Origin of the sequence: Haloprofundus sp. MHR1 (assembly GCF_005155585.1) — an archaeon.
GTDB classification, from domain to species: Archaea; Halobacteriota; Halobacteria; order Halobacteriales; family Haloferacaceae; genus Haloprofundus; species Haloprofundus halophilus.
Genome location: NZ_CP039833.1, coordinates 1,367,932 through 1,381,982 on the forward strand (window position 1 = coordinate 1,367,932; position 14,051 = coordinate 1,381,982).

At 66.4% G+C, this 14,051-nt stretch carries 11 protein-coding genes; 7 read left to right on the forward strand and 4 right to left on the reverse strand.

The annotated features are described in order from the left end of the window. Positions 1-77: 77 nt before the first annotated feature. On the forward strand, positions 78-941 hold the full coding sequence (locus FCF25_RS06835) for a sulfurtransferase (RefSeq protein WP_137047864.1): 864 nt from the start codon (positions 78-80) through the stop codon (positions 939-941). Positions 942-1,927: 986 nt separating this feature from the next. Here the strand turns inward: FCF25_RS06835 and FCF25_RS06840 are convergent. Next, positions 1,928-3,433: a stage II sporulation protein M gene (locus FCF25_RS06840; RefSeq protein ID WP_137047866.1), complete on the reverse strand. Its 1,506-nt coding sequence runs from the start codon at positions 3,431-3,433 to the stop codon at positions 1,928-1,930. Positions 3,434-3,567: 134 nt separating this feature from the next. Between FCF25_RS06840 and FCF25_RS06845 the strand changes: the two genes are divergently transcribed. Beyond that, positions 3,568-4,188 (forward strand): transcription antitermination protein, encoded by a 621-nt coding sequence (locus FCF25_RS06845; RefSeq protein WP_117593754.1) that lies wholly within the window; start codon positions 3,568-3,570, stop codon positions 4,186-4,188. 180 nt (positions 4,189-4,368) lie between these two features. On the opposite strand, the gene FCF25_RS06850 is transcribed toward FCF25_RS06845, so the two are convergent. Then, positions 4,369-4,638: a hypothetical protein gene (locus FCF25_RS06850; RefSeq protein ID WP_137047868.1), complete on the reverse strand. Its 270-nt coding sequence runs from the start codon at positions 4,636-4,638 to the stop codon at positions 4,369-4,371. 91 nt (positions 4,639-4,729) lie between these two features. Between FCF25_RS06850 and FCF25_RS06855 the strand changes: the two genes are divergently transcribed. Together FCF25_RS06855 and uvrB are read left to right on the forward strand one after the other, a co-directional pair. Continuing rightward, the gene (locus FCF25_RS06855; protein ID WP_137047870.1) at positions 4,730-6,061 is read left to right on the forward strand and encodes a GNAT family N-acetyltransferase; all 1,332 of its coding nucleotides are present in this window, start codon (positions 4,730-4,732) and stop codon (positions 6,059-6,061) included. Between the two features lie 98 nt (positions 6,062-6,159). Next, entirely contained in the window at positions 6,160-8,220 is a 2,061-nt protein-coding gene (uvrB, locus tag FCF25_RS06860) for an excinuclease ABC subunit UvrB (RefSeq protein ID WP_137047872.1), read from the forward strand. Between the two features lie 39 nt (positions 8,221-8,259). Here the strand turns inward: uvrB and FCF25_RS06865 are convergent, their stop codons facing one another. Continuing rightward, the gene (locus FCF25_RS06865) at positions 8,260-8,754 is read right to left on the reverse strand and encodes a GNAT family N-acetyltransferase (RefSeq protein ID WP_137047874.1); all 495 of its coding nucleotides are present in this window, start codon (positions 8,752-8,754) and stop codon (positions 8,260-8,262) included. Between the two features lie 258 nt (positions 8,755-9,012). Between FCF25_RS06865 and FCF25_RS06870 the strand changes: the two genes are divergently transcribed. Both FCF25_RS06870 and FCF25_RS06875 read left to right on the forward strand, forming a co-directional pair. Further along, on the forward strand, positions 9,013-11,472 hold the full coding sequence (locus FCF25_RS06870) for a ribonucleoside-diphosphate reductase subunit alpha (protein WP_137047876.1): 2,460 nt from the start codon (positions 9,013-9,015) through the stop codon (positions 11,470-11,472). A 33-nt stretch (positions 11,473-11,505) separates the two neighbouring features. After that, positions 11,506-12,498, forward strand: a complete 993-nt coding sequence (locus tag FCF25_RS06875) for a ribonucleotide-diphosphate reductase subunit beta (RefSeq protein WP_137047878.1) — start codon at positions 11,506-11,508, stop codon at positions 12,496-12,498. Position 12,499: 1 nt separating this feature from the next. On the opposite strand, the gene FCF25_RS06880 is transcribed toward FCF25_RS06875, so the two are convergent. Next, positions 12,500-13,642, reverse strand: coding sequence for an SPFH domain-containing protein (locus tag FCF25_RS06880; protein WP_137047880.1), 1,143 nt, complete (start codon positions 13,640-13,642; stop codon positions 12,500-12,502). A gap of 165 nt (positions 13,643-13,807) precedes the next feature. On the opposite strand from FCF25_RS06880, the gene FCF25_RS06885 reads away from it, so the two are divergent. Then, the gene (locus FCF25_RS06885; protein WP_117593738.1) at positions 13,808-14,002 is read left to right on the forward strand and encodes a hypothetical protein; all 195 of its coding nucleotides are present in this window, start codon (positions 13,808-13,810) and stop codon (positions 14,000-14,002) included. Positions 14,003-14,051 lie beyond the last annotated feature (49 nt).

The window sequence follows — 14,051 nt, forward strand, 5'->3', positions numbered from 1 at the left end:
TCCGGTACTTCGCTCGAACGGCCGTACATGCCGGGGGTGTGAGGGTTATGCTCCCGGAGTACGTAGCCACGCACGCGATGGCAGATTACGCAAAAGACGTTCTCGTTTCGGCGGACTGGGTCGAAGACCATCTCGACGAATTCGGGAGCGACGACCCCGAGTACCGACTCGTGGAAGTCGACGTCGACACCGAGGCGTACGACGAGAGTCATGCTCCGGGCGCGATCGGCTTCAACTGGGAGACGCAGTTGCAGGACCAGACGACCCGCGACATCCTCGACAAGGAGGACTTCGAGGAGCTCCTCGGCTCTCACGGCATCAGCGAGGACTCCACGGTCGTGCTCTACGGCGACAACTCGAACTGGTTCGCCGCCTACACCTACTGGCAGTTCAAGTACTACGGCCACGAGGACGTCCGCCTGATGAACGGCGGCCGCGACTACTGGGTCGACAACGACTACCCGACGACCGACGAGGTCCCGGAGTTCCCCGAGCGGGAGTACGCCGCTCGCGGCCCGTTCGAGTCCATCCGCGCCTACCGCGACGACGTCGAGAAAGCCATCGGCCGCGGTCTGCCACTCGTCGACGTTCGCTCGCCCGAGGAGTTCTCCGGCGAGATTCTCGCCCCGCCGGGACTGCAGGAGACCGCACAGCGCGGCGGCCACGTCCCCGGCGCGCGCAACATCTCGTGGGCGGCCACCGTCAACGACGACGGCACGTTCAAGTCCGCCGACGAACTCCGCGAACTCTACGAGTCCGAGGGCGTCGACGACAACCAGGACGTCATCGCGTACTGCCGAATCGGCGAGCGCTCTTCCATCGCGTGGTTCGCGCTCCACGAACTGCTCGGCTACGACAACGTCACCAACTACGACGGGTCGTGGACCGAGTGGGGCAACCTCGTCGGCGCACCCGTCGAGACCGGCAGCAACGACGATTGAACGACTGCCGACTCGACACCGACTCGGCGACTACTCGTCGCGATTCTTCTTTCTTCGACCGCCGAGCGACGCGCTCGGCGGTCGGCGTCTGTGAGGATGGGGGGATACGAGGCAGGTGCCTCGTCGAACGCGGCGCACCGGGACTGCATGGCTTGGCTAGTTCGTTGGCACGCGAACTGTGGTGGGTCGGGTGCGCCCGCGTTTCGCATCTACGACTTGTTTCTCCACTCACTAAACGACGACGCCAAATATATTAGGTCATCGTCCGCGGCGGGTGCGGTTCGAGAGAACCGACGACGCGACGGCACGGGTGTTGAGCGACCGCCGGTCGCGGTGGCGCGAGACGCACCGCTCGTCGGGCGTTGGTTCGAGGATGGGGGAGAACGAGGCCGCTGCCCCGTCAAAACACGGTACGTCCGGAGTGCATGGCTTTGGCAAGTTCGTTGGCACGCGAACTGTGATGGGTCCGGGGCGTCCGTGTTCGCGTACTACTGTAGCGACCCTGTCCACTAAACGACTGTACCATACAAATGAGGTTCCGGGTCGATTGGTCGTTTCGGAGGGTAACGTCGTTGCAGTCGACACTCTCACGGTCGGCGCTCTCGCTGCCGGCACTCCCGCGGCCGGCGCTCCCGAAGCCACACCCTCGCGGCCGACGCTGCGGTCGCGGCGGAGGACAGACGTCGTCCGATACCGAGACGCGTCGCTCGGAGACGAACGTTCGAGAGAAGAACGAGGCGAGTGCCCCGTAACGCGGCGCACCGGGACTGCATGGCTTGGCTAGTTCGTTGGCACGCGAACTGTGTGAGGTCCGGCGCGTCCGCGTCGTGCGTCTCTCGGTAGTATCTCTGTCCATTAAACTCTCTCCCCTAACGAATTAGGCAATCGTACTGGAGAAAACGAAAACCACTGGACGACGAATGGGAAACCAGCCAAACTGTGTTTCGGAGCTAGTCGTTCGGCGGTCGGATGCCGCAGTCAGCGCGTCATCCTCCGAGCACGAACGCGGCGATTCGCGGGGTCAGAAACGCTTCGACGAACGACGCGACGACGAAGACGACCGCCAGTCCGACGAGCACGCGGAACGCGTACCGGAGCGCCTCGGCCACCGTCGCCGCGCCGTCGCGGCCCCGGTACGCGCGCCAACCGACGACACCGAGATGCAGTCCGAGTGCGCCCGCGACGACCAACCCGGGTAGTTCGACGACGCCGTGCGGGGCGACGAGCGCCAGAAACGGCACTAGCTCGAAGATTCCGGCGAGCGCACCGATGAGCACGCCGTTGAACGCCAGACTGACCGCCGCCGGGACGCCGAGTGCGAGACCGCCGTACGCGCTGCCGGCGGCGACGAGCCAGTTGTTCGCGGCGATGTTGACGAACGTGCCCACCGGGAAGACGCCGAAGACGCCGGCGACGTCGCCCGACGCGCCGATCCGGACGCCGTACCCCGACGTCGCGGCGTAGCCCGCGAGGATGCTGCCGGCCAGCACGAGCGTCGAGACGAGGTTCCACCCCGGGTGGTCGACGACGAACCGTCCGAGCGCGCCGACACCGTCTCGCGTACTCGCGGCGACGCGCCGCCGCCGCGTGGGTCGGTCGCCGCTCCCCGCGCCGTCGCGCTCACCGATGCCGCGCTCGGCGTACAGCGACGTTTTGAATCCGTCGAAAATCGGCGAGACGAGCAGTATCGACAGCAGCGCTCCCGCCTGTGTCGCGCCCAAAAAGCCGGCCGTTCCGACGACGACGCTGTTGCCGACGAGCGCCGCCGCGGCGACGAGCACGTAGAACAGGAAGTCGACGGGTCGCCGAACCGGGAACCGGGCGCTCGCACCGAGGGCGCCGGCCAGTCCGTCGTCGTCGACGACGAGCGACTGCTCGGTGAACGCTAACAACAGACCGACGACGAGCGCGAGCGCTACGCCGACGAGCGACACGAGGGCGGCCGCGAGCGCACCCGCGGGGCCGAGCGTGAGCAGCACGGCGGCGAGGGCGACGGTCACGGAGAGGAGACCCCCGAACAGCACCACTCTGAGGAGGGAGAAGCCGACGAACGACAGCCAGAGCCGACTCGCGCCGCGGACGCCTTCGAGCGTCGGGTCCCCACCGTCGATTGCGGCGAGCACCGCCGACAGCGTGCCGGCACGGACGGCGGCCGTGACGAGGAGGCTGACCGCGACCGACGCCAACACGGCGAGCGCGAAAACGGTGACCGTCAGCGGCGTCACGACGACGGCCAGCGCCTCGGCGAGCCCGGTCGGTTCGGTCGGTTCGGCGGCGTTGAGCGCACTGAAGTCGACTTGCTGGATGCGCTCGGCGAAGGTATCGAGCCTGCCGCTCGACGAGAGAACGGCGAGGACGACGGCGACACCGACGAACAGCGGTACGCGAGCGACGACGCCGGCGCCCGCCGTCAGGAGGTAAAACGGCAGGACGGCGACGGGGTAGCGGTCCGGAAGGCGGAATCCGGTGTGGAGGGCTGTGGAGATTCGCACGTTCGACGGTTGACATCCATCCCCCTAACTGTACCTCTCGGTGAGCGTTCGGCCGCCGTCAGCACCCGGTGTGTCGCTGTAGCGAACGGGTCGACGACGGAGGTTACAAACACCCGACTCGCGTACGTCGTCACATGAACGGTAGTCGACTCATCGAGACGCTGCGCGACGACCACGAAACCGCTCTCTCCCGGCTCGGTTCCTCCAAGGCACTGTACGCGCTCACCGGCGGCGAGATGGACGCACCGGCGGTGCGCGCGGCCGCCCGCGACGAGGCAGAGACGGCCGCCCGCATCTTCGAGGAGTGGGCCGAGAGCGAAGGCGACGGCGACGCCGCCGACCTCTTCTCGGCCGTCGCCGACGCGGAAGTCGACCACCGCGACGCCGTCGAGAGCGACGAGGCCGACCCGGACACCGACCGTCGGCTGTACGAGACGCTCGACGGGTTCGAAACCACCGAAGAACGGGTCGGCGGCCTCCTCGCGCGCTCGATAGTCGCCGGTCGTCTCGCCGGGCAGATGGTCGGGTTCTTCGTCGGCAGCGCCGACACCTCCTCGGCGGACGCGTTCCGCGGCATCCGCGACGACTACGACGACCAACTGGACCGCGCCGCCGAAACGCTCGACGGCGTCTGCGAGGACGACGCCGACTGGGAACGCGCCCGCGCCGCTGCCGACGCCGTCGTCGACGCCGCGTACGACCACTACGTCGAAACGCTCGAATCGATGGGCGTCGAGCCGAAAAACGTCTGCTGACCGCCGAAACTGACCGTTCTCTACGGTTGACGCTCTCGATTCTCCACGCGAACCGAAGGGGTCGTACCGGTCGCCGAGAGCCGCCGAGCCTGTCGTCGAGAGCCGCCGAGCCTGTCGTCGAGAGCCGCCGAGCCCGTCGTCGAGAGCCGCCGAGCCCGTCGCCCGTCTGACCGGTCGCGTTCAGACGCCGGAGACGCCGGAGCGATACTCCGTGATGGCCTCGCTCGCTGCCTCGACGTGCGCTTTCGCCTCCCCGTCGAGCTGTGCTGCGATCTCTCGCAGCGCGTTCAGATGTCTGTCGAGGCGACCGTGGTCGGGTCCTCGGTCCCGACCCGCGAGGTCGGCGAACGTTTCGGACTGCTTCAGCAGTCGTTCTCCGAGCGTGCCGTCGGCCAGTTCGCTCGCCTCACGGAGTTCGTCGCTCGCTCGCCGGAGCGGTTCTCGTTCCATGCCGCTACATACCTCGGGAACCGGCAAAGCGGTTCGGAAACGCGCTGTCGCCGTTTGGACGCACTTACCGCCGGGTATGGAGTGAGTAACAATGTCGATTCTCTCGAAACGGCTACCGATGACCGCGTCGACCGAAGAGAGTCACGACCCGAACGACCGTGACGAGTCCCGGTCCGGGGCGACCGACCGCCCCGCCGACGGAAGCGAGACGACCACCGCCGAAGCGCCATCTCCCGAGACGACCATCGACGACCGCGATGCCAACGACTCGCCAGACAACGAGACAGCTGCCGACGCCGTCGCCCCCGTGCTACGACCGTTCGAGTCCGACGACCGCGATGCACTCGGTTCGTTGTACGAGACGGCCACCGGGGAGCCACTGGACCCGGCGTGGTTCCGCCGGCTGTTCGTCGACAACCCGTTCGGTCTCGGTACGATTCCGATACACGTCGCCGAAGACGACGGCGAACTCGTCGCTGCACAGCTGTCGGCGGCCGTCCGCGTGCGGGTCGGTACCGATGTCGTGACCGCCCTCCACACTATCGACCGCCTCGTTCACCCCGACTACGAGGAGACGGACCTCTCGGAGCGACTCTCGACGGCCGCCGAGGAGCGATACGCCGACTCACCGGTCGCTTTCGCGTTCGACTTCCCCGGCGAGGACGCCGTCGGCGACGCGCTCGACTTCGGTTACCGCGCCGTCGACGAGATGCCGACGTACTATCGGATTCAGAACCCGGCGGCGCTCGCAGCCCGGCGGGGTCGCACCGCCGGTGCGCTCGGTCGACTCGGCGTCGTCGTCGCTCGCGGCTACCTCGGTGCGAAACGTCGCCGAATCGGCGTAGACCGCGACGTCGCCGTCTCCCGCGTCGACGGCGTCCCCGCCGACCGACTCGCAGCGCTGGCCGAGCGGGTCGACGCCGACGGCGCCCGCGCCGTCCGCGACGCCGAGTTCTACGGCTGGCGGTTCGGCGACGGCGGAACGTACCGGACGTACTTCGCCGCCCGCGACGGCGAAGCGGTCGCTGCTGTCGTCGTCGCCGACCGAACCGAGGAGAACGGGCGCGTCAGTTTAGTCGACGTACTCCCGACCGACCGGGCCTCCTCGACCGAGGCGGCGGACGACTCGACCCCGTCTCCCGCCCGCGATGCGGTACGGACGCTGCTCGTCGCCGTCGCCGAACAGCACGCCGACGCGGACCTCCTGACGGCGTTCGGGTCGGCGTTTCCCGAGGGTGCGATGCGCGCGGCCGGATTCGTCTGCGACAGCGACTACCCGTTGTCGACTCTGACGTCGCAGGCGACGCTCGTCGCGTACCCGTACGTCGACGACGTGAGCAACGCCGACTCCTGGCGCTGCGGCGGCGAGATGCTCACCGACGGAACCGTCTGGTCGGCGACGATGGCCGACCACCTGTTCTAGTCGAACCGGCTTCCGTTTTCGGCCCCTCTTTCGGCCACGAGCGACCCGAACCGATGCCTGTCGTGCCCGTAAAGTAGCTCCACCACGTACGACAGTCGATGAGTGACACCGACTCCGGACCGCTGTCGCCCGACCGGCCGGGGGCCGACCGACGGTTCCGCGTCGACGCGCCGTTCGACCCCGCAGGCGACCAACCGGAGGCCATCGAGCGGTTGGCGGACGGCTACGCCAGCGGCATGAAGAACCAGACGCTGCTCGGCGTGACCGGCAGCGGGAAGACCAACACCGTCTCGTGGACCATCGAGGAGGTCCAGAAACCGACGCTCGTCCTCGCACACAACAAGACGCTCGCCGCCCAGTTGTACGAGGAGTTCCGCAATCTCTTCCCCGACAACGCCGTCGAGTACTTCGTCTCCTACTACGACTACTATCAGCCGGAGGCGTACCTCGAACAGACCGACACGTACATCGACAAGGACATGTCCATCAACGAGGAGATAGACCGCCTGCGCCACAGCGCGACGCGGTCGCTTCTCACCCGCGACGACGTCATCGTCGTCGCCTCCGTCTCGGCCATCTACGGCCTCGGTGACCCGCGTAACTACAAGGACATGGCCTTGGAGCTGGAGGTCGGCGAGGAGATAAACCGCGACGAACTGCTGAAGCGACTCGTCGACCTCAACTACGAGCGAAACGACGTCGACTTCTCGCAGGGCACGTTCCGCGTGCGCGGCGACACCGTCGAGGTGTTCCCGATGTACGGCCGCTACGCCGTCCGCGTGGAGTTCTGGGGCGACGAGGTCGACCGGATGATGAAGATAGACACTTTGCAGGGCGAGGTCGTCTCCCAGGAACCGGCCGTCCTCTTCCACCCGGCGGAGCACTACTCCATCCCCGAGGAGCGCCTCCGGCGCGCCACCGAGGAGATAGAGGAACTGATGGAACAGCGGGTTCGGTACTTCGAGCGAAACGGCGATCTGGTCGCCGCCCAGCGCATCGAAGAGCGCACGACGTTCGACCTGGAGATGCTCCGGGAGACGGGCTACTGCTCGGGCATCGAGAACTACTCGGTCCACATGTCCGACCGCGAGTCGGGTGAAGCGCCGTACACCCTTCTCGACTACTTCCCCGACGACTTCCTCTGCGTCGTCGACGAGAGCCACGTCACCCTCCCCCAAATCAAGGGGCAGTTCGCGGGCGACAAATCCAGAAAGGACTCGCTCGTCGGTAACGGCTTCCGACTCCCGACCGCCTACGACAACCGCCCGCTGACGTTCGAGGAGTTCGAGGAGAAGACCTCGAACCTCCTCTTCGTCTCGGCGACGCCCGGCGACTACGAGCGCGAGCACTCCGAGCGGATCGTCGAACAGATCGTCCGCCCGACCCACCTCGTCGACCCGAAAGTCGAAGTGACGGAGGCGACGGGGCAGGTCGACGACCTGATGGACCGCATCGACGACCGCATCGAGCGCGACGAGCGCGTGCTGGTCACGACGCTCACCAAGCGGATGGCCGAGGACCTCACCGAGTACCTCGAAGAAGCGGGCGTCGAGGTGGCGTACATGCACGACGAGACCGACACGCTCGAACGCCACGAACTCATCCGCGACCTGCGACTCGGAAACATCGACGTGCTCGTCGGCATCAACCTCCTCCGGGAGGGGCTGGACATCCCTGAAGTCTCACTTGTCGCCATCCTCGACGCCGACCAGGAGGGGTTCCTCCGCTCCGAAACGACGCTCGTCCAGACGATGGGCCGCGCCGCCCGCAACGTCAACGGCGAGGTCGTCCTCTACGCCGACGAGATGACGAACTCGATGGAAGCCGCGATAGAGGAGACCCAGCGCCGCCGCGAGATTCAGACCGAGTTCAACGAAGAACACGGCTACACGCCCGAGACCATCCAGAAGGAGGTCGGCGAGACCAGCCTCCCCGGAAGCGACACCGATACCTCGGACACCTCCGTCGACGACGTCGAGGACGCCGACGACGCCGCCCGGAAGGTCGAACTGCTCGAAGAGCGGATGGACGAGGCGGCGAGCAACCTCGAGTTCGAACTCGCCGCGGACATCCGCGACCGGATTCGGGAACTCCGCCGGGAGTTCGACCTCGACAGCCCCGACGACGGCGTCGCCCCCGAACTCGACCCCGAGTTCTGAGCCGGTCTCGGTTTCGCGGCCCGGATTCGAGTTCGGCGACTACGCCGCCGAGAGCTCCTTCCGATAGACGGTTTCTCTGTAGTTTTCGCCGCCCATCGTCACCTCTCCTTCGCCCCTCTTCTCGAAGCCGAGGGTACGGTAGAACTCGTTTCCCATCTCGTTGTCCGCGAGGACGATAGCCTCCAGTCGGTGCATGTTGAAATCTTCGAGGTCCGAGCGGAGTCGCTCGTACAGCGCCGAGCCGACGCCGTCGCGCCAGTGGTCGGGGTCGACGTAGAGGCGAACGATGTCGCCCTGCTCGGCTTCGACCACGCCGTGACAGAACCCGACTACCTCGTTCGCTCTCTCGGCGACCAGAAACGCCGTCCCCGGCCTGTCGAGCGCCTCGGCGAGCGTCTCGTCGGAGTACCACTCCGAGACCGTCTCCTCCACCGTCTCTCTGCCGAGTATCTCGTCGTACGTCGCCTCCCAGGACCGCCGGGCGACGCGCTGTATCGCGGGAATATCGTCCGTCTTCGCCGGTCTCACTCGCATGTGATACTGTAGCACGTCAGTGCAGAAATCCGTTATTCGGGGTCGTTGATACGACTGCCGTGCGCTCGGCGAAAACAAACGAAATTGTACTACTGAAAGCTACGTTGGAAACACTTATGGCGCTCCCGTCGGTCATCACGCGATACACGGTTCGACCGCGCCGACGCGTCGCTATGGACGCTCTCGGCCGTTCTCCGGCGAGTTACGACGCCGTCCAGCGACGCGGCCGTCGGGGCCGAACCCACACTACCCTCAGACATGAGCCAGACCACCGATACCCACATCGAGACCGCTCGTTCGGTGCTCGCGGACGCCTGTCGCGGCCGCGACGCCATCGGCGACACCGACCGTCTCGCCGACGCCGCCGAGCGAAAACTGTACGACGGGGCGTCAGTCGACGAGGTGTACGAGGCCGTCATCGACGTGCTCACCGCGCGCGTCGAGCGCGACCCGGCGTTCGACGCCGCGGCCGCCGACGCGTTCCGCCGCCGCTACTACCGGAACCTGCTCGGCGACGACCTGCGCGGCGACGACCTCGACGCCGCCTACCGCGAGTCGTTCCGCGAGGGCATCGAGCGCGGCGTCGCCGAAGACCTGCTCGACGAGCGCATGCTCGCCTACGACCTCGACGAGCTCGCGGAGACGCTCTCGCTCGACCGCGACGAGCAGTTCGGCTACATGGCGATGGAGACGCTCGAGAAGCGCTACTTCCTCCGGACGAACGACGGCGAGCGCCTCGAACTGCCGCAGTCGTTCTGGATGCGCGTCGCGATGGGCGTCGCGCTCCGCGAACTCCCCGAGGAGCGCACCGAGCGCGCCAAGGAGTTCTACGAACTGCTGTCGACGCTGCGGTTCGTCCACTCGACGCCGACGCTGTTTCACGCGGGCACCACGCACCCGCAGCTCTCGTCGTGCTACCTCACGACGGTCGACGACGACTTGGAGGACATCTTCGACGCGTACGGCGAGCACGCGAAGCTCTCGAAGTGGTCCGGCGGCCTCGGCAACGACTGGACGGACGTCCGCGCGACGGGCGCGCTCATCGAGTCGACGGGCGTCGAGTCGACGGGCGTCGTCCCGTTCCTCAAGATATCGAACGACGTGACCGCGGCCATCAACCGCTCGGGGAAGCGTCGCGGCGCGGCCTGCGCCTACCTCGAGTGTTGGCACATGGACTTCCCCGCGTTCGTCGACCTGCGGCGCAACACCGGCGACGAGCGTCGCCGCACCCACGACATGAACACCGCGGCGTGGATTCCGGACCTGTTCGTGAAACGCGTCGAAGCGGAGGAGGAGTGGACGCTCTTTTCGCCCGACGAGGTGCCGGAACTACACGGCACCTACGGCCAGGAGTTCGAGGAGTTGTACCGCGAGTACGAGAGGAAGGCCGACGCGGGCGAACTGCGCCAGTACGAGCGCGTCGACGCCGCCGACCTCTGGCGAACGATGCTCACTCGCCTCTTCGAGACGGGCCACCCGTGGCTGACGTTCAAGGACCCCTGTAACGTCCGGTCGCCGCAGGACCACGCGGGCGTCGTCAACTCCTCGAACCTCTGTACCGAAATCACGCTCAACACGTCCGACGACGAGACGGCCGTCTGTAACCTCGGCTCCGTGAATCTCGCGCGGCACGTCGATTCGGGGAGCATCGACCGCGAGCGCCTCGCCGACACCGTCGACACGGCGATGCGGATGCTCGACAACGTCGTCGACCTGAACTTCTACCCGACCGACGCCGCCGAGCGCTCGAACATGCGACACCGACCCGTCGGCCTCGGCGTGATGGGTTTCCACGAGGCGCTCGTCGACTGCGGCGTTCCGATGGCCTCCGAAGACGCCATCGAGTTCGCCGACGAGGCGATGGAGTTCGTCTCGTACCACGCCATCCTCGGCTCCTCGCGCCTCGCCCGCGAGCGCGGGGCGTACGACAGCTATGAGGGTTCGAAGTGGGACCGCGGACTGTTCCCGCAGGACACGGTCGAACTCCTCGAAGAAGAACGGGGCCGCGAGATTCCCGTCGACGTGACGGAGACGCTCGACTGGGAACGCGTCAGAGAGCACGTCGAAGCGCACGGGATGCGCAACTCGAACACGATGGCCGTCGCGCCGACGGCGACCATCTCCACCATCGCCGGGACGACGCCCTCCATCGAACCGCGCTACTCGAACCTCTACGTGAAGTCGAACATGTCCGGCGATTTCACCGTCGTCAACGAGACGCTCGTCGAGCAGTTGAAGGAGCGCGACCTGTGGGGTCCCGAACTGCTCGACCGCGTCAAGTACCACGACGGGTCGATTCAAGAGATAGACGCCATCCCGGAGTCGCTGCGCGAACTCCACCGCAGCGCCTTCGAAATCGACCCGCGACACCAGCTCCGGCTGTCGGCGCAGCGCGCCGTCTGGGTCGACCAGAGCCAGTCGCACAACGTGTTCTTCCCCTCGACGGACGGGACGCTGCTCGACGATGTCTACCGGACGGCGTGGGAACTCGGCCTGAAGACGACCTACTACCTGCGGACGCTCGGCGCGAGCCAGATAGAGAAGTCGACGCTCGATATGGCCGAGTACGACGACACGCAGTTGCGCGGCGACGACGGCGAGAACAGCGACGAAGGCGACGGAGCTGACGCCGACAGCACCGCCGCCGACGAGTGGGAGTCCGACGAGTCCTGCGACCTCCCGAGCGTCGAGGACCCGACCTGCGACGCCTGCCAGTAACGCCCGCCGACCATCCTTCACCACCAGCCACCGATGCCCATACTCAACGACGACAGCCAGCACGACCCGAACAAGATACTGCCCATCGAGTACGACTGGGCCCGCGAGTACTACAAGACGGGCGTCGCCAACAACTGGGTGCCCGAGGAGGTGCCGATGCAGGACGACGTCTCCCAGTGGTCCGGCGACGAACTCACCGACGCGGAGCGCCGACTCGTCGAGTGGAACCTCGGCTTCTTCTCGACGGCGGAGTCGCTGACGGCGAACAACATCGTCCTCGCCGTCTACGACTACGTGACGGCCCCCGAGTGCCGTCAGTACCTCCTGCGGCAGGCCTACGAGGAGGCCATCCACACGGACACGTTCATCTACTGCTGCGACAGCCTCGGCTTCGACCCCGAGTACCTCTACGGGATGTACGACCGCGTCCCGAGCATCGAGGAGAAGGACGCGTTCGTCGTCGACCTGACCCGCGCCGTCGACGACCCGGCGTTCACTATCGACACCGACGACGACCTCCGGGCGTTCCTGCGGGACCTCGTCGGCTTCTACGTCATCATGGAGGGAATCTTCTTCTACGCGGGCTTCGCGATGATGCTCGCGCTCAAGCGGCAGGGGAAGATGGTCGGCGTCGGCGAGCAGTTCGAGTACATCATGCGCGACGAATCGCTGCACCTGAACTTCGGCGTCGACCTCGTCAACACCATCCGCGACGAGAACCCCGGCGTCTGGACCGACGACTTCGACGCCGAGATTCGAGAGCTCGTCGTCGAGGCGGTCGAACTCGAACAGATCTACGCCGAGGAGGCCTGCCCGCCCGACCTGTTCGGCATGAGCGCCGAGCAGTTCGCCGAGTACGTCGAGTACGTCGCCGACCGTCGCCTCGGTCAACTCCGGATGGAAGCGGAGTTCGAGACGGGGAACCCGTTCCCGTGGATGTCCGAGCAGGTCGACCTCAACAAGGAGAAGAACTTCTTCGAGACGCAGGTGACCGAGTACCAGTCCGGCGGCTCGCTCGACTGGTAGCTCAGTTCCGCTCGGTTTCGAGCTCGGTACCTTCCGGAACGACGTCGACTATCTGCTCTCGTTCCCCGTCACCCATCCCGTCGAGAATCTCTTCGACGTCGTCGAGGCCGAGCATCTCGCGGGTCTCCTCGTCGAACGACTGTGAGTCGAGTCTCGGCGTCGACTCGCTCACGTCGCTCCCCGATAGCTGCTTGCCGTAGCGGCCGACGAGCGACGTGAGTTCCTGCGGGAGGATGAACGTCGTCGACTCGCTGGAGCCGATTTCGCCGAGCGTCTCCATGCCTTTGTCGATGATAGCGCGTTCGCCCATCGATTCGGCGGCGCGGGCCCGCAACACCGTCGAGATGGCGTCACCCTGCGCTTCGAGAATCTGGCTCTGCTTCTCACCCTGCGCGCGGATGATGTTCGACTGCTTCTCGCCCTCCGCCCGCTCGACGGCGCTGCGCCGTTCGCCTTGGGCTTCGAGGATCATCGCGCGGCGGCGACGCTCGGCGGAGGTCTGCTGCTCCATCGCGGCCTCGACGTCCCTGCTGGGTTTCACCTCCCGGACTTCGACCGATTCGACGCGGATGCCCCACTCGTCGGTGGGTTCGTCGAGTTCCTCGCGGATTCGCGCGTTGATCTCGGCGCGCCGCGACAGCGTCTCGTCGAGTTGCATGTCGCCGAGGACGGCGCGGAGCGTCGTCTGCGCGAGGTTCGACGTCGCGGTGACGTAGTCCTCCACTTCGAGGAACGCCTTCTTGGCGTCCACCACGCGGATGTAGACGATGGCGTCGGCGGTCACCGGCGAGTTGTCCTCCGTGATGGCCTCCTGCCGGGGAACGTCGAGCGTCCGCGTTCGCATGTCGAAGCGGTGCGCCTGTGAGACGAACGGCGGCACGAGGTTGAGGCCGGGTTCGAGCAGTTTGCGGTACTCGCCGAACACCGTCAGCGCGCGCTTCTCGTACGCCTGGACGATTTCGACGGCGCTGACCAACGTGGCGACGACGAGACCGAGCACCAGCAGGCCGACGATACTCGCCGGCGTGATAGGGACGAGCGTGAGCGCGACCGACGCGGCGACGACGAGAAAGAGGGCAGTCCACAGTTGTTTGGGGACGCCTCTCGCCGTTGTCCGCCCGAGTTCGCGAAAGAGGCTTGCCATACAGTGCCTAGCGACCGACCGAAGATAAGTGTCACTCGCGATTCACCGCTTTCGCGTCGCCGACCCCTTCGCTTCCACTGCAGAGTGTGACGAACTCCCATCCAACTGTCGACGGGTCGAGAGGTAGCCGGAGCATTTTTGCGTACCGAACAGTCACGTCAGTGTATGAGTCGAAGTCGCGCGGAACTCGACGTCGAGGACCTCCTGAAGGTCGTGTTGGTTCTCGTCGTCGTCTGGCTCGTGCTCGAAATCGTCGGGACCGCACTCGGCATCGTCGGCGGACTGCTCGGCCCGCTGCAGCCGTTGCTGGGTCTCGCCGTCGTGGCGCTCATCGTGCTCTGGTTCTTCGACCGGCTCTGAACTCGTCGACCGGCTCTGAACCCGTCGCCCCGCGCCGCGCGCGTGGTCC